The organism is Stutzerimonas stutzeri, assembly GCF_024448695.1.
Lineage (GTDB): Bacteria > Pseudomonadota > Gammaproteobacteria > Pseudomonadales > Pseudomonadaceae > Stutzerimonas > Stutzerimonas stutzeri_T.
This window is the reverse complement of sequence record NZ_JAMOHY010000003.1, coordinates 62,906-82,313: the sequence shown is the minus strand read 5'-3', so window position 1 is coordinate 82,313 and position 19,408 is coordinate 62,906. Positions and strand designations below refer to the sequence as shown.

The window sequence follows — 19,408 nt, the reverse complement described above, 5'->3', positions numbered from 1 at the left end:
AAGCCTGCTTCTACAGGCCCCCTTGCAGTGAGAGAGTAATTCCCATGAGCGAAAGCCAAGGGCTGCACGCCAGCCCCAGCGAATGGCCGAGGGCGCTGTTCTACGTCGCCCTGCTGTTCTCCATCTATCAGATCGTCACCGCCGCCTTTCACCCGGTGTCCAGCCAGGTGCTGCGTGCCGGTCACGTCGGTTTTCTGTTGCTGCTGGTGTTCCTCTGCTACCCGGCGCGCGGCAACGGCAAGCCGTTCCAACCGCTCGCCTGGCTGCTGGGCCTGGCCGGCTTCGCCACCTTCTTCTATCAGTGGTATTTCGAGGCGGACCTGATCCAGCGCTCCGGCGACATGAGCACCGCCGACATGGTGGTGGGCCTGACGCTGATCGTGCTGGTGTTCGAAGCCGCGCGGCGGGTCATGGGCATCGCCCTGCCGATTATCTGCGGACTGTTTCTCGCCTACGGTCTGCTCGGCGAATACCTGCCGGGCGAACTGGCCCATCGCGGCTACTACCTGGACCAGATCGTCAACCAGCTGTCGTTCGGTACCGAAGGCCTCTACGGCACACCGACCTATGTGTCGGCGACCTACATCTTCCTGTTCATCCTGTTCGGCTCGTTCCTCGAGCAGGCCGGCATGATCAAGCTGTTCACCGACTTCGCCATGGGTCTGTTCGGCCACAAGCTCGGCGGCCCGGCCAAGGTGTCGGTGGTGTCTTCCGCGCTGATGGGCACCATCACCGGCTCGGGCGTGGCCAACGTGGTCACCACCGGTCAGTTCACCATTCCGCTGATGAAACGCTTCGGCTATCGCCCGGCGTTCGCCGGCGGCGTCGAGGCCACCTCGTCCATGGGCAGCCAGATCATGCCTCCAGTGATGGGTGCGGTCGCGTTCATCATGGCCGAAACCATCAACGTGCCCTTCGTCGAGATCGCCAAGGCCGCGCTGATTCCGGCGCTGCTGTACTTCGGCTCGGTGTTCTGGATGGTCCACCTTGAAGCCAAGCGCGCCGGCCTCAAGGGCCTGCCGAAGGACGAATGCCCGAGTGCCTGGGCTGCGGTGAAGGAGCGCTGGTACCTGCTGATCCCGCTGGTGGTGCTGGTCTGGCTGCTGTTCTCCGGACGCACGCCGATGTTCGCCGGGACCATCGGTCTGGCGCTGACGGCAATCGTCATCCTCGGTTCGGCGATCATCCTCAAGGTGTCGTCGTTCGGGCTGCGCATCGCCTTCTGGATCGCGCTGGGCCTGCTCTGCGCCGGCTTCTTCCAGCTCGGCATCGGGGTCATCTTTGGCGTCATCGCGGCGCTGGTGGCGGTGTGCTGGTTCATCAAGGGCGGTCGCGACACCTTGGTCATCTGCCTGCATGCGCTGGTCGAAGGCGCGCGCCACGCAGTGCCTGTGGGCATCGCCTGCGCCCTGGTCGGCGTAATCATCGGCATCGTTTCGCTGACCGGCGTGGCCTCGACTTTTGCCGGTTATATCCTGGCGGTCGGCGAGAACAACCTGTTCCTCTCGCTGCTGCTGACCATGCTGACCTGCCTGGTGCTGGGCATGGGTATCCCGACCATTCCCAACTACATCATCACCAGTTCGATCGCCGCGCCGGCACTGCTCGACCTCGGTGTGCCGCTGATCGTCTCGCACATGTTCGTCTTCTACTTCGGCATCATGGCCGACCTGACGCCGCCGGTGGCGCTGGCATGCTTCGCCGCCGCACCGATCGCCAAGGAGAAGGGCCTGAAGATCAGCATGTGGGCCATCCGCATCGCCATCGCCGGATTCATCGTGCCGTTCATGGCGGTGTACAACCCGGCGCTGATGATGCAGGGCGGCGATTGGGGCGCCACGCTGTACATGCTGTTCAAGGCCGGCTTCGCCATCGGCCTGTGGGGCGCGGTGTTCACCGGCTACCTGCAGCGGCGCATGGCGCTGTGGGAAAAACTGCTGGCCTTCGCCGCGGGCGCCTCGATGATCCTCGCCACGCCGATGAGTGACGAGATCGGCTTCGCCCTCGGCACGATCTTCCTGGTGCAGCACATCTGGCGCGCTCGCCGCGCCGAGCGTCTGGCGGCAGCGTGATAGGGCTCTGCCTGGGGCTCGCTGGCGTGGTATGGGCCGAGGTGCCCACACCCGCCTTCACCCTGGCGTGGACCCACACCATCGAGAAGATCCGTTGGGAAGAGGATTACCGCGTGACGCCGGACGGGCTGCTGCTCGGCGAAGCGCGGGTCAAGGGTTCCGGCGCCGGGATGGAAATCCCGGATGATGCCGAACTGCGTAACGGGGCCTGGCACTACCAGCGCCGGATGCCACCGCTGCCACTCCTGCGCCTGGGGCGAACCCCCGAGGCAGGGGATTACCAACTGTGTTTTGACCAGCGTTGCCACGCCATGAGCGAATGGCTCGGCCCGCCACAAGCGGACCAGCCGGCACTGGAGGTCTGGGGCTGCAGCTTGGCCAAGGCCGACCCTCATGATGGCAGTGGATCGGGACAACCGGCGCATCGATAACCAACCCGCTTCACGCAATCAAACCACCTGCACCTGCCCCCGCTTGAACGCAGTTGCTCTTCTCGCCCGCAGTTTGCGCCACCAGATCACCACACCTGTTGCCGACAGCACGGCAATCGCCACGCCCAGCACTGCGATCAGGATGCGCCCAGGCATGCCGAGAATGCGCCCACCATGGATCGCCGGCTGCAACATGTGGAACTGCTGGCCCAGCGTGCCCTGCCCCGGTATTTCCTGACCCAGCAACTTCGTCCCGTCACTGCCGTGGAAGAACAGCCAGGCATTGCCCTGGTTGCTGTCATGCTCACCAAAGCCCGCGCCATAGAAGTTGTATTCAAAGCTGTAGTACAGCTCGGTGATCGCCTCGGTGAGGCCCAACTCAGCGGCGTGCTGCATGGCATAGTCGTAGGCCTGATGGAAGTCGTAGGCGGTCGTGCCCAGCTGCTCGGGCGGCATTCGCCCGCGAGCTTCGTAGACACTCGCCTCCACTGGCGAAAACAGCGACACCACCGGTTTGAACACCTGCTCGGGCAGGTTCATCGCCACGCTGCTGATCGCCACTGGCGCGAGCAGCAGCCACAGCCACAGGCCCCCGGCACGGTGCACGTCATGATTGAGACGCTGACGCTTGATCTTCCAGGCCGTCCACCACTTGCCGAAGAACGGTCGGCCACGCGGAAAAGTCAGCAGCAGCGAGACGACGCAGTCGAACGTCCAGGCAATCGCCACGATGCCCATCAGCCACAGGCCCCAATTGCCCGGCAGCGACAGGTTGTAGTGAAACTCGAGGATGAAGGGCACGAAGTTCTTGCGCGAGAAGCAGCATTCGCCCCAGTAGCGTGCGCCCACCGTCTCGCCGCTCACCGCATCTAGGTAGTGCACCACCGGTCGCTCGTCATAGGGCTTGCCAGTCGCCGGATCATTGCGCGGCACCAGCGCCATCAATGCGGCGTGCCCGGGCTCGCTGGGAAACGCCATGTACCAGACCTGCAGACGCGGGTTGGCCTGCTCGACGCGTTCCACCAGCGTCCCCGGCGCCAGCACCGGACCCTCACTGGTGGTGTGGTAGAACTCCGGGTTCAGCCATTCGTCCAGTTCGTGATGAAAGGCCAGGATGCTGCCGGTGATACCGGCGAGGAACAGGAACAGGGCAGTGGCCAGGCCGATGTAGCGGTGCAAAAGCACGAGAATGGAACGCATCATCCGTCGTCCGTCTTTCAGAAAGCACAAAGCCGCCGCCCTGTCGGGACGGCGGCTGGTTGATCGATCAGAATTCGTGACTGATGGTTGCAGTCACGTTTCGCTCGGCGCCGTAGTAGCAAAAGTTGAGGCTTCCGCAGGACGCAACATAGCTTTCGTCCGTCAGGTTATTGGCATTCAGACGCACTGAAGTGCCCCTCAGGCCGACCTGCGCCAGGTCGTAGCTGAGCGATGCGTCGTACAGCGTGTATGACGGCACCTGCACGGTGTTTTCCGCATCCGCCCAGCTCTTGCCCATATAACGAACGCCGAGCCCTGCACTCAACCCGGCAAGTGCGCCACCGGCAAAGCGATAATCCGCCCAGAGGCTGGCCATGTGTTCTGGCGTCTGCGCTGGCGTGTTGCCCTCGACATTGCGCGTCAAGCCATCGGCAGCCCTGTTGAAATAAGGCTTGGTGTAGTCGACTTCGGTGAAGGTATAACTGCCCAGCAATCGCAGACTGTCACTCAGCTGAATGCGCGCCTCCAGTTCGAGACCTTGAGACTCCAGTTCGCCGGCTTTGCGATAGAAGTCTTCGCTCGCCTGCTTGGTCGCGACGTTTTCCTGCGTGATGTGGAAAAGCGAGGCGGTGTAAAGGTCGTCAGTGCCCGGCGGCTGGTATTTCAGCCCCAGCTCCCACTGGGTTCCTTCCGAGGGATCGAGCAGGCTGCCGGCAGCATCGCTGTAGGTCGATGGATTGAACGATTCGGAGTAGCTGATATAGGGCGCAACGCCATTGTCGAACTGGTAGAGCACGCCAGCACGACCGGTCAGCTTACTGTCGTCCAGTTTGTTCTCGGTACCTGCAGCTCGATTGACGAGGCCTGTAGAGGCACTGTACTCGTCCAGACGGTTGCTTTCAGAAACCTCGAACCAGTCCTTGCGCAGGCCCAGCGACAGATTCCAGCGACCCACTTCAATTAGATCCTGGATGTAGGTACCGGTCTGCTCCTTGCGCCTCAGGTAGCTGTAAAGATCATATGGCGGGTAATAAGCGACCTCGTCGTTGCCATACTCAGGGCGAAACGGATCGATATTGCCCGGGGTTCCATAAGCCCAATCCACCACGTTCTTGATTCGCTGGTAATCGAACCCCATCACCAGCGTGTGCATGGCTGAACCCGTCATGAACTCAGCCTGGACCATGTTATCGATGATCCAGGAATGCAGAGCCTCTTCGGCCCCTGTGTACTGGCGATACAACTCATTGGGACGTGGCATGTAGCCAGGGTACGGGTCAAAATTGTCATAGCCCCATGCGTATACCTGCTCCTGCGTATGCTCGGAGTCCAGATAACGGAAGTTTTGCCGTACGCTCCAGACCTCGTTCAGCCGATGCTGAAATTCATAACCGAACATCTGCTGGTCGCGCTTGGCGGTATCCAGACCCGGCTCACCTTCGAAGAAGCTGTCCGAAATTCGCTGGCCGTTGGTGTGGGGATAAAGCGTTCCGGAAGCCGGCAGACCGCCGTGGTAGCCGCTTTGCGGATCACTCTGCAAATAGCCGTACAGGTTCAGCGAGGTATCTTCACTGAAGTTGATCGCCACGCTGGGCATCAGGGTGTAGCGCGTCTCTTCGACATGATCGAACTGGGTGTCACCATCCTTGGCGATACCCACGAGACGGTAGGCGATGTTCTCGGTCAGAGGGCCCGTGAAATCGAAACCGAGGCTTTTATGGTCATTGCTCCCGGCAGAGAGTTCTACCGAACGACGCGCCTCGAACTGCGGGCGTTTGGTCGTCAATGCCACCAGGCCGCCGGGGTTGCTGCGGCCATATAGAACCGAGGACGGCCCCTTGAGCACATCGATACGCTCTATGAAATAGGGATCAACCTGAAGGCTGCTGAAGGTGCCCGCGTCGCTCATCGACTTGAGTCCGTCGACGATGATGTTATCCACCGAGCCATCATTGAAGCCGCGCATGGCGACGTAGTCGTAGCGCCGTGTGGCGCCATAGGGATTGGTCACCACGCCTGGGACATAGCGAATCGCTTCGGAGACGGTCTGAGATCCTTGATCATCGATCTGTGCACGCGTGACCACGGACACGCTTTGCGAGGTGCGCACCAGCGGCATACTGGTCTTGGTTGCCACGCTGCTGTGGGTGGCGTTGTAACCCTCCATCTCGCCCAGGGCGTTACCCAGCGCGAACCCTTCAACAAGCATGGGCTTGAGTTCAACGGCGTTGACCTGTTCGGCACGTGGAACCAACGAGTAGGTGCCCCGGCTGTTGTGTACAGCCTGTAGCCCACTGCCTTGCAACAGCGCATCGAAACCTTCTGCCACGCTGTATTGCCCACTCAGGCCGCTCGACTGACGCCCCTCAAGCAAGGCGCCATTTACCGAGAGCATGGCGCCTGCTTCACCGGCGAAGCGGCTGAGCACGCTGGACAACGAACCTGGGGGAATAGCATAGCTGCGCAGCGATTGCTCGCTGGCAGCCGACTGCGCAAGCGCTGCAGGCGGAGCGACCATGGTCGCCAGTGGCAGACAGAACATCGCAGCACGGATCGCGTGCGTCAGACGCTGGGAATGCTGAAACGGGCGGATTCGGGAAGGCATGAGGCATCCTTTTTGGCGAAGGCAAAATTCACGATCGGTGACGGTATGCCCGCCTGGCTCGCCAAAAAGGGAACTGAATTGAGAATCTTTTTCATCCACGCAACATTAGGCTCAGGCTTCGCCTGTTTGGATCAGGGGCTCCAGGCTGACCCACCAGGGCAGGCGCTGGTGGATGCGTAGCGGCAGAGTGCTTTCCAGCGCGTCCAGCACCTGCCCGACATCCGTCAGCGGGAATGCGCCTACGACTCGCAGATCGGCTATGCGCGGGTCGCAGCCGATATAGCCACGGCGATAGCGACCCAGCTCGGTAACGAAGTCTTCAAGACGCAGGTTGTCAGCCAGCAGTACGCCGCTGGCCCATGCCTGGCTGGCAGCCTGAACGGGTTGTGCCGGTTGGATGAGGTCGCTGTCGAACCTTGCTTGCTGCCCCGAGGTAATGGTGTGCGGCTTGTCGAGACGGCTCGGCTGGACTTCCACCGCACCGGCAAACACATCAAGCTGGGTCGCCCCATGGTGCTGTCGCACTGCAAAGCGTGCCCGCTGGCGTGCCTGCACCCGGCCCTGCGCCGTACGCAGCAGCAGAGGGCGGCGCTCATCAGGCGTATCGAGCAACAACTCTCCGCGATACAGCGCAACCTGGCGCCTGTCTCCATCAAAGGCCACATCCACTGCGCTGTTTGTGTTCAGCCACAGTTGCGAGCCGTCCGCCAGGCGTAACGCGCGCACTTCTCCGACCGCTGTGCGCTGGTCAGCGGACCAGTCCCGCCAGGAGCCTGCACCCGCCACCACTGCCAGCGCTCCACCCGTCATCAGCGAAAGCAACTTCAGCGCCTGCCTGCGATTGGGCTGACGCTGCTGCAACAGGCAGCTGGCTGCACATCCGCTCCGGTCATCTGCAAGCGGCTGGAATTGCCCGCTGATCCGCTCGACCCGTTGCCAGGCAAGCACATGCTCCGGCTCGTGCAACCAGGCGCGCCAGGCCAGTCGGTCAGCCTCGCTGGCGGAGTCGGACTGCAGCACCGCAAACCATTGTGCTGCCTCCTGCAGTACCCGGTAATCGGCGTTCACGGCTCTTCCACCAGCAGCAGGCAATGCAGCATCGCCTGGGCCATGTACTTTTTCACCATGCGCTCGGAAACGCCCAGCTCTGCGCCAATGGCTGCGTACTTCATACCGTGCAGCTGGGACATAAGAAATGCCGCACGCACCTTCGACGGCAGCCGGGCCAGCATCGCGTCGATGCGCAACAGTGTCTCGACGATCAGCGCTTGGGATTCAGGCGAGGGCGCTACTGCTTCCGGCTGCAGCGCCAGGGCATCAAGATAGGCCTGTTCCACCTGACGGCGACGCCAGTGATTGATCAGCAACCCTTTGGCGATGGTGTGTAGATAGGCGCGTGGCTCGCGGATTACGGCTAAATCCTGATCCTTGCCCATTAGCCGGACGAAGGTGTCTTGCGCCAGATCAGCAGCGTTTTGACTACAGCCCAGCTGACGCCGCAACCACCCGTTCAGCCAGCCCTGGTGCTCGACATAGAGCCGATGCATGAATTGTTGCCGGATAAGTCCGTCGGCTGCCATGGAGCCTCCCGCACGCTTGATGCGGGAATGATAACGCTTCTCAATAGCAAAATTCTACTGCGTAACGCCTTGATCGCCAAAGCCGGAACCGGCAGTTTTCGAGTGCCTTTTCTTGGGCAAAAAAAACCTCGAACTTCGTTGGGGGAGGGGGAAGTTCGAGGTTGAATCCGGACCGCTAGGGCGGGGTCCGAAGATCTGCCAACACTTAACACAACAAGGAGCATCGAAGAGCTTTCACACCCTTCGAAGCCTATGACTCGCCTGTTTGGCCCGAAGTTCAACGCCTTGTGAAAATATTTTCACTATCGACAGGCAAAGTCCCGGTCAGTGCGCCTCATCCCAGTTGTTGCCCACGCCTGCCTCGACCAGCAGCGGCACGTCCAGCTCGGCCGCCTGGCTCATCAACGGGCAAAGCGCCTCGCGCACCTGCTCGACCAGATCCTCGCGCACTTCCAGCACCAGCTCATCGTGGACCTGCAGAATCACCCGCGCATCCAGGCCGCTTTGCTGCAGCCAGCCATCCACGGCAATCATTGCGCGCTTGATGATGTCCGCCGCGGTGCCCTGCATAGGCGCGTTGATCGCGGTGCGTTCGGCGCCCTTGCGCATGGCGCCGTTCTTGGAGTTGATCTCGGGCAGATAAAGGCGGCGACCGAACAACGTCTCGACATAACCCTGCTCGGCGGCTTGGGCACGGGTGCGCTCCATGTAGGCCAGCACGCCCGGATAACGCGCGAAGTAGCGGTCGATATAGGCTTGGGCTTCGCCACGTGCCACATCGATCTGTTTGGCCAGGCCGAAGGCGCTCATGCCGTAGATCAGGCCGAAGTTGATTGCCTTGGCGCGGCGGCGCTGCTCTGCGCTGACCTCATCCAGCGGCACGCCGAAGACCTCGGCGGCAGTGGCTCGGTGGACATCCAGACCGTTGCGGAAAGCGTGCAGCAGGCCTTCGTCCTGGGCCAGATGAGCCATGATGCGCAGCTCGATCTGCGAGTAGTCCGCCGCCAGCAACTTGTAGCCGGGTGCCGCGACGAAAGCCTGGCGGATACGCCGACCTTCGGCAGTACGGATCGGGATGTTCTGCAAGTTCGGATCGCTGGAAGACAGCCGCCCGGTGGCGGTGACTGCCTGGTGATAGCTGGTGTGAATACGCCCGGTGCGCGGGTTGATCTGCTGCGGCAGCTTGTCGGTATAGGTGCCCTTGAGCTTGCTCAAACTACGGTGCTGCATGATCACCTTGGGCAGCGGGTAATCGCGCTCGGCCAGCTCGGCGAGCACGCCTTCGGCTGTCGAGGGCTGGCCACCGGCAGTTTTCGAGAGCACCGGGCAACCGAGTTTTTCGTAAAGGATGGCGCCCAGCTGCTTGGGCGAGCCGAGATTGAATTCTTCGCCAGCGATATCGAAGGCTTCGCGTTCGAGCTGGACCAGTTTTTCACCCAGCTCCACACTCTGCCGGCCCAGCAACTGGGCATCGACCAGCGCGCCGTTGCGCTCGATACGCGCCAGCACCGGCACCAAGGGCATTTCGATCTCGTTCAGCACCTTGAGCAAGGCCGGTGTGGCGTCTAGCTTTTCCAGCAGCGTCTGGTGCAGGCGCAGGGTGATGTCGGCATCCTCGGCGGCATAAGGCCCGGCCTGCTCGATGGCAATCTGGTCGAAGGTCAACTGCTTGGCGCCCTTGCCGGCAATGTCCTCGAAGCGGATGGTGCCGCGGCCGAGGTACTTGAGTGCCAGGCTATCCATGTCGTGGCGGGTGGCGGTGGCATCCAGCACGTAGGATTCGAGCATGGTGTCGAAGCGCAGACCGCGCATTTCAATGCCGTAGTGCATCAGCACGTTCATGTCGTACTTGCCGTGCTGGCAAATCTTGCCCTTGTCCGGGTCTTCCAGTAGCGGCTTGAGCGCGGCGAGTACCGCGTCGAGATCGAGCTGCTGCGGTACGCCCATGTAGCTGTGGCACAGCGGCACATAGGCGGCTGTGCCGGCCTCGATGGCAAAGGACAGGCCTACCAATTGCGCCTTCTGCGCGTCGATGCTGGTGGTTTCGGTATCGAAGGCGAAGCAGTCGGCACCTTGCAGTTGTGCCAGCCAGCGGTCGAAGTCGGCCTGTTCGAGAATCGTCTGGTACTCGGCTTCGGCCTGGATCGATGCACCTTCCGGCGTACTCTCGTCGATTTCAGCGGCTTTCGCCTCACGCAGCAATTCATCCAGCCACTGCTTGAACTCCAGCTCGCGGTAAAGCGCGATCAGCGCCTCGCGATGGGGCTCGCCGGGCATCAGGTCGCTTACCTGTACATCCAGCGGCACGTCGAGCTTGATCGTGGCCAGCTCGTAGGACATGAACGCCGCGTCGCGGTGTTCCGCAAGCTTGGCACCCAGTGACTTGGCGCCGCGAATCGGCAGCGCGGCAACCTGATCGAGGTTGTCGTAAAGCCCCTTGAGTCCACCTGAAATGCCATTGAGCAGGCCGCAGGCGGTCTTCTCGCCGACGCCGGGCACACCGGGGATGTTGTCCACCTTGTCGCCCATCAGGGCCAGGAAGTCGATGATCAGGTCCGGGCCGACGCCGAACTTGTTCTTCACGCCCTCGATGTCGTAGACGCTGCCGGTCATGGTGTTGACCAGACTGACGTGGGGGCAGACCAGCTGCGCCATGTCCTTGTCACCGGTGGAGATCACCACATCACGCCCCAACGCCGCGCACTGGCGGGCGAGGGTGCCGATCACGTCGTCCGCCTCCACCCCTTCCACGCATAGCAGCGGCAGGCCCAGCGCACGCACGCTGGCGTGCAGCGGCTCGACCTGGCCCCGCAAGTCGTCCGGCATCGGCGGGCGCTGGGACTTGTATTCGGCGAACAGCTCGTCACGAAAGGTCGGCCCTTTGGCATCGAACACCACCGCAAACGGGCTGTCCGGGTATTGCCGGCGCAGCGACAGCAACATGTTCAGCACACCCTTGACCGCACCGGTGGGCTTGCCGGTGGATGTGGTCAGCGGCGGCAGGGCATGGAAGGCACGATAGAGGTAGGACGAACCGTCCACCAGGACCAGGGGCGTTTGACTCATGAGCGGGATCAACCTTTTCGACGGTCTCGGGGCTAGAATGCTCAGGACCAATCACTGGAAAAGGGACAAGGTTATCATGCGCGCTCTCAAACACCTGATGCTCGCCGGCGTGCTGGCAGCCGTACCGCTGATCGGTTTCGCCCAGGAGTCGGTGGACGGCGAACCGGACGTCACCATCCGCCAGGAAGGTGAGCGCACGGTGGAGGAATACCGGGTCAACGGGTTTCTCTACGCCGTGAAAGTCACGCCCAAGCACGGCAAGCCCTACTTCCTGGTGCGCGCCGACGGCGACAGCAACTTCATCCGTGCCGACAAGCCGGACATGCTGATCCCTGCCTGGGAAATCTTCCGCTGGTAAGCGTCGTCATCTATCGAGGTCTGGCACGTCATGTCCGTATTCACGCCGCTTGAGCAGCATGAGCTGGAGGCCTTTCTGACACCCTACAGGCTCGGGCGCCTGCGCGACTTCCAGGGCATCGTCGCCGGCACCGAGAACAGCAACTTCTTCGTCAGCCTGGAGCAGGGGGAATATGTCCTCACGCTGATCGAACGCGGGCCGGTACAGGACATGCCGTTCTTCATCGAGCTGCTCGACGTGCTGCATCAGGCCCGCATCCCGGTGCCTTACGCCGTACGCACTGCCGAAGGGGCAGCGATGGGCTCGCTGGCGGAAAAACCGGCTTTGCTGCAGCCGCGCCTGCCGGGCCGGCACGTTACGGCGCCGAATGCCGCGCACTGCTCGGAAGTGGGGCGCCTGCTGGCACGCATTCACCTGGCGACCCGCGAGCGAATTCTGGAACGCCCCAGCGACCGTGGGCCGGACTGGATGCAGCGGGAAGGGCCGAGCCTGGCCTTGAACCTGCCCGACGCGCAACTGCCGCTGCTGCGCGATGGCCTGGCAGAAATTGCCGAGTTGAAGCCGAAGTTTCGGTCACTGCCCAGGGCCAACCTGCATGCCGATCTGTTCCGCGACAACGTATTGTTTGAAGGCAGCCACCTGACCGGCGTGATCGACTTCTACAACGCCTGCTCGGGGCCGATGCTCTATGACGTGGCAATTGCAGTGAACGACTGGTGCTCACACCCCAACGGTGAAATCGACGAGGAGCGCAGCAGGCCTCTGCTGGCAGCCTACTCTGCCCTGCGCCGCTTCACCCCCGCCGAAGCCGAGCTGTGGCAGCCGATGCTGCGCATGGCCTGCGTACGTTTCTGGCTCTCGCGACTGGTCGCCGCACAGCAGGTCGCTGGCCAGCAGGTGCTGGTCAAGGACCCCGAGGAACTGCACCGCCTGCTCCGCGCACGCCAGCATTTCCACAGCGCACTGCCGTTCGCCTTCTGACGGGAACGTTTTTCCGCTGCCGGCGTCTGTCCTCTCCGCCCGTGATCCTTCTGACGAGTGCGGTAACAGGCCGTCGAAAAACGACCTGTTAAGATAAACCACCCTTGACCATTGCCCGCTGTAACCTCGCTGCTGTTGGGCTGATCACTCACCATCCTGATGCACCTGTGCCCTTGCGGGCCGGCGGCATTGTCTTCAGGGAAACACGAATGACTTCACGCTATGTAATCGATGCCTCGGTACACCCCAAAGGCAGTCTGGAAACGCTGTCCCAACGGGAAGTCCAGCAGCTGAGCGAAGCCGGCTCAGGCAGCACCTATGCGCTGTTCCGCCAGTGCGCTCTGGCAATTCTCAATACCGGCGCGCATATCGACAACGCCAAGACCATTCTTGAGGCCTACGAGGACTTCGAGGTGCGCATCCACCAGCAGGACCGTGGCGTGCGCCTGGAGCTGATCAACGCGCCTGCCGACGCCTTCGTCGACGGCCATATGATCGCCAGCACCCGCGAAATGCTGTTCAGTGCACTGCGCGACATCGTCTATACCGAGAACGAACTGTGCAGCACGCGTATCGACCTGAGCACTTCACAGGGCATCACCGACTATGTGTTTCACCTGTTGCGCAATGCCCGCACCCTGCATCCCGGCGCCGAACCGAACATGGCCGTGTGCTGGGGTGGACACTCGATCAGCAGTGAGGAGTATCAGTACAGCAAGCGCGTCGGTCACGAACTGGGCCTGCGCAACCTGAATATCTGCACCGGCTGCGGGCCGGGGGTGATGAAAGGCCCGATGAAGGGCGCCACCATTGCCCACGCCAAGCAACGTCTGGTCGGCGGGCGCTACCTGGGTCTGACCGAGCCGGGGATCATCGCCGCCGAGGCGCCGAACCCAATCGTCAACGAGCTGGTGATCCTGCCGGATATCGAAAAACGTCTGGAGGCCTTCGTGCGGATCGGCCACGGCATCATCATCTTCCCGGGCGGCGTGGGCACGGCGGAGGAGTTTCTCTATCTGCTCGGCATCCTGCTGCACCCGGACAACCAGGACATACCCCTGCCGGTGATTCTTACCGGGCCGGATGAAGCGGCACCCTACCTGCAGCAGCTGCACGCCTTCGTTGGCGCCACCCTGGGTGAAGCCGCCCAGCAGCGCTACCAGATCATCATCAACAACCCGGCCGAAGTGGCCCGGCAGATGGTCAAGGGACTGAAGGCGGTGAAGGATTTCCGCTGCGAACGCAACGACGCCTTCCATTTCAACTGGCTGCTGAAGATCGAAGAAAGCTTCCAGCACCCCTTCGACCCCACGCACGAGAACATGGCCGGCCTGCAACTGACCCGCGATGTGCCGCCCCATGAACTTGCGGCCAACCTGCGCCGGGCGTTTTCCGGGATCGTCGCCGGCAATGTGAAGGACAAGGGCATCCGTCGCATCGAGCAGTTCGGTCGCTACGAGATACATGGCGACCCGGCAATCATGAAACCGCTGGACGCGCTCCTGCAGGCCTTCGTCGCGCAGCATCGGATGAAATTGCCGGGTGGACGCCCCTACGAGCCCTGCTACCGCGTGGTGAGCTGAAAAAGCTTCGCGGCTGAAGCCGCTCCCACCAGACACATCAACGTGGGAGCGGCTTCAGCCGCGCATGCATGCGTGACCTATGGTCTCAGCCGGCTAATCAACCGCACTTGGAATTGCCGCAGTTCAGACAGGTGGCGCAACCATCCATCTGTACCACGGCCTGGGTGCTGCACTTGTTGCACAGCTGTGCGCCAGCGGGGAAGCCGTCGCCCGGCTCCAGTGCCACGGCACCCTGGCTGGCTTCGTAGGCGGCCCGCTTTTCGGCCAGGTACTTGAGCTGGCTTTCATCCAGCGCCTGACCTTCGAGCATGCCGATGGCGATCAGGTGACGCTCCAGCACGCCGCCAATCTCGGCAACGATGGAGGGCATGTAGACGCCGCCCTTCTTCAGGTAACCGCCACGCGGGTCGAAGACCGCCTTGAGCTCTTCCACCAGGAAGGTGCAGTCGCCGCCCTTGCGGAATACTGCCGACATAATGCGGGTAAGCGCGACGATCCACTGGAAATGATCCATGTTCTTCGAGTTGATGAAGATCTCGAAGGGACGACGCTGCTCATGGGGCGTACCGGCATTGAGCACGATGTCGTTGACGGTGACATAGAGCGCATGCTCGAACAGCGGCGACTTGATCTTGTAGGTCATGCCAACCAGGGTTTCCGGCCGCTGCAGGCTCTCATCCATCTCCACCACGTTGGGCTTGGCGGACTTCTGCTCGGCGGGCGCCAGGGGTCGCTCGATGGTTTCATCGACGACCTTGAAGCCCTTGATGCGCTGAGTGATCTTTACGGTCATTGCGGTTCTCTCCATCCGGGCGGCGCGGGCCGCCCGGCTATCAATCGGATGACAGGCCGGCTCAGTACTTGCCGTAATAACCTTCTTTGAGTGCATCGAAGAGGTTGGCGGCACTGTTCACCTCGCCGTCGTATTCCACTTCCTGATTGCCCTTGAGCTCGACCACGCTGCCGTCTTCGAGGGTGAAGCGGTAGAGGGTCTTCTCCAGATCCGACTCCTTGACCAGCACGCCCTGGAATGCCGCCGGGTTGAAGCGGAAGGTGGTGCAGCCCTTGAGGCCCTGGCGCCAGGCGTAGCGGTAGATATCCTTGAACGCCTCGAACGGGTAATCGGTGGGCACGTTGGCGGTCTTGGAAATCGAGGAGTCGACCCATTTCTGCGCGGCGGCCTGGATATCCACATGCTGCGTCGGCGTGATGTCATCAGCCGTGATGAAATAATCCGGCAGTTTCTCGCCCGGCTCTTCGGAGCCCGGCTTGGCGCGCTCGTTGATCAGCGTGCGGTAGGCCAGCAACTCGTAGCTGAACACCTCGATCTTTTCCTTGGCCTTGCGGCCAGCGCGGATCAGGTTGCGCGAGTAGTGATGGGCAAAGCTCGGCTCGATGCCGTTGGAAGCGTTATTGGCCAGACTCAGGCTGATGGTGCCGGTCGGTGCGATGGAGCTGTGGTGAGTAAAGCGCGCACCCTCCTCGGCCAGTGACTCGATCAGCTCCGGTGCGTACTCGGCGATCTTCTGCATGTAGCGCGAGTACTTGGCGTGCAAGACGCGGCCCGGCACCTGATCACCCACCTGGTAGCCGTCCTTCTTCATTTCCGGACGTTTGCGCAGCATCTCGGCGGTGACCTCGAAAGTCTCCGCAAGCAGCGGCGCCGGGCCTTTTTCGCGGGACAGTTCGAGCGCCACCTGCCAGCCGACCAGGGCCATTTCGCGGGCGACTTCTTCGGTGAACACGCAGGCTTCCGGACTGCCGTAGCGCAGCTTGAGCAGGGTCAGGGCCGAACCGAGACCAAGGAAGCCCATGCCATGACGACGCTTGTGTTCGATCTCGTGGCGCTGACGTGCCAGCGGCAGACCGTTGATCTCCACCACGTTGTCGAGCATGCGGGTGAACAGGCGCACCACTTCGCGGTATTTGTCCCAGTCGAAGCGTGCTTCCTCGCCGAAGGGATCAATGACGAAGCGGGTCAGGTTGATCGAGCCCAGCAGGCAGGAACCGTAGGGCGGCAGCGGTTGTTCGCCGCATGGATTGGTGGCGCGAATCGCCTCACACCACCAGTTGTTGTTCAACTGGTTGACGCGGTCGATGAGAATGAAGCCCGGCTCGGCATAGTCGTAGGTGGAGACCATGATCATGTCCCACAGATGCCGCGCCTTGACCCTGCCGTAGATCTTGCAGGCAACCAGACCGTCATCGCGAACAATGTAGCTCTCATGGGTCGGCCACTCGCGCCAGACCACCTGCTCGGGATCGTCCAGATCGAGTTCGGCCTTTTCCTTGAGGTGCAGCGGGAAAATCAGCGGCCATTCGCCGTCGGCTTCGACGGCTTGCATGAACTCGTCAGTGATCAGCAGGCTGAGGTTGAACTGGCGCAGACGGCCATCTTCACGCTTGGCGCGGATGAATTCGCGCACGTCCGGATGGCCGACGTCGAAGGTGCCCATCTGTGCGCCACGGCGACCGCCGGCGGAGCTGACGGTGAAGCACATCTTGTCGAAGATATCCATGAACGACAGCGGCCCGCTGGTGTGCGCGCCGGCACCCGAAACGAAGGAGCCGCGCGGACGCAGGGTGCTGAATTCGTAGCCAATCCCGCAGCCGGCCTTGAGCGTCAGCCCGGCTTCGTGGACCTTGCCAAGGATCTCGTCCATCGAGTCGTCGATGGTGCCGGATACGGTGCAGTTGATCGTCGAGGTGGCCGGTTTGTAGGCCTGCGCGCCGGCGTTGGAAATGATACGCCCGGCAGGGATGGCGCCATTGCGCAGCGCCCAGAGAAACTGCTGGTACCAGAGCTCGCGGGTGTCCTGCGCTTCCACTTCGGCCAGCGCCCGTGCAACCCGCTGCCAGGTGGCGTCCACGTCCGCATCGACTGCAGCACCATCCTTGCTGGTGAGGCGATACTTCTGCGCCCAGATATCCTCGGAGGCCACCTGCAGGGGAATGCTGGAAGTGGTTGTGTTCTCTGCCGCGACCGGCCCGACCGTCTTCGCCATGCGCTGCGCATCCTCGTGTCGTATGGGAAAAATCGAAGCGCGAAGCTTATGCCATGCCGGCGAGAATGGCACCTGACCGTTATCAATCTAGCTCACGGATACGCATGAAAATCGCGCATTCCGGATCAATGGCCGCGGCGTCCAGCCAGGACAGGTGACGCCATGAAACCGTTGGTCAGAGCGATTCCAGGCACTCGGCCAGGGTGTTGCCCAGATTTTCCACAAGCCGCTCGTAGCCATGGACGTCCACGGGCAAACCTACGCCCAGCACGTCCAGTTCGGCCATTTTCACCGGCAGGCCGGCGGTCAGGGTGTCGGCCAGACGTGGGCGCGTCGGGGGTTCGCTGAACACGCAGCTCGGCCCGGCCTGCTGCAGCCGCTGGCGCATGGCTGCGACATGCCGGGCGCCGGGTTGCGCCTCACCACCGACACTGAATACGCCGGCATGGCGCAGACCGTAAGCCGCCTCGAAGTAGTCGTAGGCCTCATGGAAAACGAAGAACGGCTTGTTCTGCACCCTGGTGAAGCGCTGCTTGAGGCGCGCATCGAGCGCCTCGATGCGCTGGGCGAAGGCGGTCGAGTTGGCCTGATAGCGCTGTGCATTGGCCGGATCCGTGGCGGCCAGGTCAGCCGCCATGCGCTCGGCGATGATCAGGGCATTGGCCGGCAGCAGCCACAGGTGCGCATCGAGTGTGCCCGGACGATGGTCGTGGTCGTGCTCGTCGGCATGGGGGGTCTCGCCATGCGCAACCTCTTCATGCCCGTGAGCATCATGATCATGACCGTCGTGATCGTCGTGATCGTCGTGATCGTCGTGATCGTCGTGATCGTCGTGATCGTGATGTTCAGCCTCGTCGTGCGCGTGCGCATCACCAAAACGACGCAGGGTCAGCTTCGGCAGGTCCTGCACCGCCACGGTCGTGCCTTCGCGAGCGCTCAGCGCACGCGGCAGGAAGCTCTCCAGATCCGGGCCGATCCAGTAGAACAGCTGCGCATCGCGGATACGCCGTACGTCGGACGGTCGCAGCGAATAATGATGCGCCGAAGCACTGGCCGGCAGCAGGACATCCGGCTCACCGACGCCATCCTGTACCGCCGCGGCGATCAGCTGTAGCGGCTTGATGCTGGTCAGCACACGAACTTCGGCGTGGGCGGACGCGGCGCCAGCAAGCAGCGTCGCAAGTAAGGGAAGGGAGAAAAGACGGATCACGGGCAGCACTCGATGTTCGAAATTGGTACATAATAACGTCTCTCCACTATCACGTCGCTGCCCATGTCCAAAACTCCGCTGGCCTGCACGCCTCACGACCACGACCATTGCGTCAGCCATGCGCTGGCCGAAGCCGACAGCCTTTGCGCGCGCCAGGGCGTGCGCCTGACCGCCTTGCGCAAGCGTGTGCTGGAGCTGGTCTGGCAGAGCCACAAGCCCCTCGGCGCCTACGACATTCTCGCGTCGTTAAGCGAGCAGGACGGTCGTCGTGCCGCACCGCCCACCGTCTATCGGGCGCTGGATTTCCTGCTGGAGAACGGTCTGGTGCATCGCATCGCATCGCTCAACGCCTTCATGGGCTGCAACCGTCCCGAGCACCCGCATCAGGGCCAGTTCCTCATCTGTCGCAGCTGCCACACCGCCATCGAACTGGAGCAGCGGGCGATTGCCGAGGCCATCGATGCCGCCGCACGCACCGTAGACTTTGTCGTCGAAGGCCAGACTGTTGAAGTGGTCGGCCTCTGCGCACCATGCCGGAGCGCCGCATGAGCGAGGTGCTGCTGCGGCTGGATGACATCCACGTGCGCTTCGCCAACCAGAACGTGCTGGAAGGCGCGCAACTGCAGGTGCATCGTGGCGAAATCGTCACGCTGATCGGTCCCAACGGTGCCGGCAAGACCACGCTGGTGCGTGCGGTGCTGGGCCTGCTCAAGCCCGATCGTGGCCATGTCTGGCGCAAGCCGAAGCTGCGCGTCGGCTACATGCCGCAGAAACTGCATGTCGACGCCACCCTACCCTTGTCGGTGCTGCGCTTTCTGCGCCTGGTGCCCGGCGTCGACCGCGCCCGCGCACTGGCGGCGCTGGGTGAGGTGGGCGCCGAACACGTCATCGACAGCCCGCTGCAGAGGATTTCCGGCGGCGAGATGCAGCGCGTGCTGCTCGCCCGCGCCCTGCTGCGCGAACCGGAGCTGCTGGTGCTGGATGAACCTGTGCAAGGCGTGGACGTGGCTGGCCAGGCCGAACTGTACCGGCTGATCGGCGTGCTGCGCGACCGCTACGGCTGCGGCGTGCTGATGGTCTCCCACGATTTGCACCTGGTGATGAGCGCAACCGATCAAGTGGTCTGCCTGAACCGTCACGTCTGCTGCTCGGGGCATCCGGAACAGGTCAGCAGCGACCCGGCCTTCATCGAGCTGTTCGGCCAGGATGCCCGCAGCCTGGCGATCTATCACCACCAGCACGACCATAGCCACGACCTGCACGGCAGCGTGGTGACCGGCAAACCCCACGTCCACGGCCCGAACTGCAAGCACTAGA

Annotated in this window: 15 protein-coding genes; 7 read left to right on the top strand and 8 right to left on the bottom strand. The window is 62.4% G+C overall.

Annotated features, from left to right (window positions below; all coding sequences use genetic code 11):
- Nucleotides 1-44 precede the first annotated feature (44 nt).
- Both NAV32_RS04345 and NAV32_RS04340 read left to right on the top strand, forming a co-directional pair.
- A complete protein-coding gene (locus tag NAV32_RS04345; RefSeq protein ID WP_256051570.1) occupies nt 45-2,072 on the top strand; it encodes a TRAP transporter permease in 2,028 nt (675 codons plus the stop codon).
- A complete protein-coding gene (locus NAV32_RS04340; RefSeq protein WP_256051569.1) occupies nt 2,069-2,503 on the top strand; it encodes a DUF1850 domain-containing protein in 435 nt (144 codons plus the stop codon). The genes NAV32_RS04345 and NAV32_RS04340 overlap by 4 nt, the downstream gene beginning before the upstream one ends.
- Nucleotides 2,504-2,521: 18 nt before the next feature.
- On the opposite strand, the gene NAV32_RS04335 is transcribed toward NAV32_RS04340, so the two are convergent.
- From NAV32_RS04335 to polA, 5 genes are all read right to left on the bottom strand, one after another.
- Nucleotides 2,522-3,703: a PepSY-associated TM helix domain-containing protein gene (locus NAV32_RS04335; protein ID WP_256051727.1), complete on the bottom strand. Its 1,182-nt coding sequence runs from the start codon at nt 3,701-3,703 to the stop codon at nt 2,522-2,524.
- 67 nt (nt 3,704-3,770) lie between these two features.
- Entirely contained in the window at nt 3,771-6,308 is a 2,538-nt protein-coding gene (locus NAV32_RS04330; protein WP_256051568.1) for a TonB-dependent siderophore receptor, read from the bottom strand.
- Nucleotides 6,309-6,419: 111 nt separating this feature from the next.
- Nucleotides 6,420-7,376, bottom strand: a complete 957-nt coding sequence (locus tag NAV32_RS04325; protein ID WP_256051567.1) for a FecR domain-containing protein — start codon at nt 7,374-7,376, stop codon at nt 6,420-6,422.
- Nucleotides 7,373-7,888: a sigma-70 family RNA polymerase sigma factor gene (locus tag NAV32_RS04320; RefSeq protein WP_256051566.1), complete on the bottom strand. Its 516-nt coding sequence runs from the start codon at nt 7,886-7,888 to the stop codon at nt 7,373-7,375. Before NAV32_RS04320 ends, NAV32_RS04325 begins: the two co-directional genes overlap by 4 nt.
- A 324-nt stretch (nt 7,889-8,212) precedes the next feature.
- Nucleotides 8,213-10,954, bottom strand: a complete 2,742-nt coding sequence (gene polA, locus NAV32_RS04315) for a DNA polymerase I (RefSeq protein ID WP_256051565.1) — start codon at nt 10,952-10,954, stop codon at nt 8,213-8,215.
- 76 nt (nt 10,955-11,030) lie between these two features.
- Here polA and NAV32_RS04310 point away from each other — a divergent pair, with 76 nt between their 5' ends.
- The 3 genes from NAV32_RS04310 to ppnN all read left to right on the top strand — a co-directional run bounded on the left by NAV32_RS04310 (nt 11,031) and on the right by ppnN (nt 13,876).
- On the top strand, nt 11,031-11,312 hold the full coding sequence (locus NAV32_RS04310) for a DUF2782 domain-containing protein (protein WP_256051564.1): 282 nt from the start codon (nt 11,031-11,033) through the stop codon (nt 11,310-11,312).
- A 30-nt stretch (nt 11,313-11,342) separates the two neighbouring features.
- On the top strand, nt 11,343-12,293 hold the full coding sequence (locus NAV32_RS04305) for a homoserine kinase (protein ID WP_256051563.1): 951 nt from the start codon (nt 11,343-11,345) through the stop codon (nt 12,291-12,293).
- Between the two features lie 209 nt (nt 12,294-12,502).
- Nucleotides 12,503-13,876, top strand: a complete 1,374-nt coding sequence (gene ppnN, locus NAV32_RS04300) for a nucleotide 5'-monophosphate nucleosidase PpnN (RefSeq protein ID WP_256051562.1) — start codon at nt 12,503-12,505, stop codon at nt 13,874-13,876.
- A 97-nt stretch (nt 13,877-13,973) separates the two neighbouring features.
- Here the strand turns inward: ppnN and NAV32_RS04295 are convergent, their stop codons facing one another.
- From NAV32_RS04295 to NAV32_RS04285, 3 genes are all read right to left on the bottom strand, one after another.
- Nucleotides 13,974-14,669 carry an NrdJb gene (locus NAV32_RS04295; RefSeq protein WP_256051561.1) on the bottom strand — a complete coding sequence of 232 codons (696 nt, stop codon included), beginning with the start codon at nt 14,667-14,669 and terminating at the stop codon, nt 13,974-13,976.
- A 61-nt stretch (nt 14,670-14,730) separates the two neighbouring features.
- A complete protein-coding gene (locus NAV32_RS04290; protein ID WP_256051560.1) occupies nt 14,731-16,881 on the bottom strand; it encodes an adenosylcobalamin-dependent ribonucleoside-diphosphate reductase in 2,151 nt (716 codons plus the stop codon).
- Nucleotides 16,882-17,056: 175 nt separating this feature from the next.
- Nucleotides 17,057-18,091, bottom strand: a complete 1,035-nt coding sequence (locus NAV32_RS04285; protein ID WP_256051559.1) for a zinc ABC transporter substrate-binding protein — start codon at nt 18,089-18,091, stop codon at nt 17,057-17,059.
- A gap of 63 nt (nt 18,092-18,154) precedes the next feature.
- Here NAV32_RS04285 and zur point away from each other — a divergent pair, with 63 nt between their 5' ends.
- A complete protein-coding gene (gene zur / locus NAV32_RS04280; RefSeq protein WP_103457608.1) occupies nt 18,155-18,640 on the top strand; it encodes a zinc uptake transcriptional repressor Zur in 486 nt (161 codons plus the stop codon).
- Nucleotides 18,637-19,407: a zinc ABC transporter ATP-binding protein ZnuC gene (gene znuC / locus NAV32_RS04275; protein WP_256051558.1), complete on the top strand. Its 771-nt coding sequence runs from the start codon at nt 18,637-18,639 to the stop codon at nt 19,405-19,407. Before zur ends, znuC begins: the two co-directional genes overlap by 4 nt.
- Nucleotide 19,408 lies beyond the last annotated feature (1 nt).

What these genes read in the sequence shown, in the direction of transcription:
- zur (WP_103457608.1), top strand. Translation starts at nt 18,155, where the DNA reads ATGTCCAAAACTCCGCTGGCCTGCACGCCTCACGACCACGACCATTGC.
- NAV32_RS04290 (WP_256051560.1), bottom strand. Translation starts at nt 16,881, where the DNA reads ATGGCGAAGACGGTCGGGCCGGTCGCGGCAGAGAACACAACCACTTCC.
- NAV32_RS04335 (WP_256051727.1), bottom strand. Translation starts at nt 3,703, where the DNA reads ATGCGTTCCATTCTCGTGCTTTTGCACCGCTACATCGGCCTGGCCACT.
- NAV32_RS04295 (WP_256051561.1), bottom strand. Translation starts at nt 14,669, where the DNA reads ATGACCGTAAAGATCACTCAGCGCATCAAGGGCTTCAAGGTCGTCGAT.
- NAV32_RS04345 (WP_256051570.1), top strand. Translation starts at nt 45, where the DNA reads ATGAGCGAAAGCCAAGGGCTGCACGCCAGCCCCAGCGAATGGCCGAGG.
- ppnN (WP_256051562.1), top strand. Translation starts at nt 12,503, where the DNA reads ATGACTTCACGCTATGTAATCGATGCCTCGGTACACCCCAAAGGCAGT.
- NAV32_RS04320 (WP_256051566.1), bottom strand. Translation starts at nt 7,888, where the DNA reads ATGGCAGCCGACGGACTTATCCGGCAACAATTCATGCATCGGCTCTAT.
- NAV32_RS04305 (WP_256051563.1), top strand. Translation starts at nt 11,343, where the DNA reads ATGTCCGTATTCACGCCGCTTGAGCAGCATGAGCTGGAGGCCTTTCTG.
- znuC (WP_256051558.1), top strand. Translation starts at nt 18,637, where the DNA reads ATGAGCGAGGTGCTGCTGCGGCTGGATGACATCCACGTGCGCTTCGCC.
- NAV32_RS04310 (WP_256051564.1), top strand. Translation starts at nt 11,031, where the DNA reads ATGCGCGCTCTCAAACACCTGATGCTCGCCGGCGTGCTGGCAGCCGTA.
- NAV32_RS04330 (WP_256051568.1), bottom strand. Translation starts at nt 6,308, where the DNA reads ATGCCTTCCCGAATCCGCCCGTTTCAGCATTCCCAGCGTCTGACGCAC.
- polA (WP_256051565.1), bottom strand. Translation starts at nt 10,954, where the DNA reads ATGAGTCAAACGCCCCTGGTCCTGGTGGACGGTTCGTCCTACCTCTAT.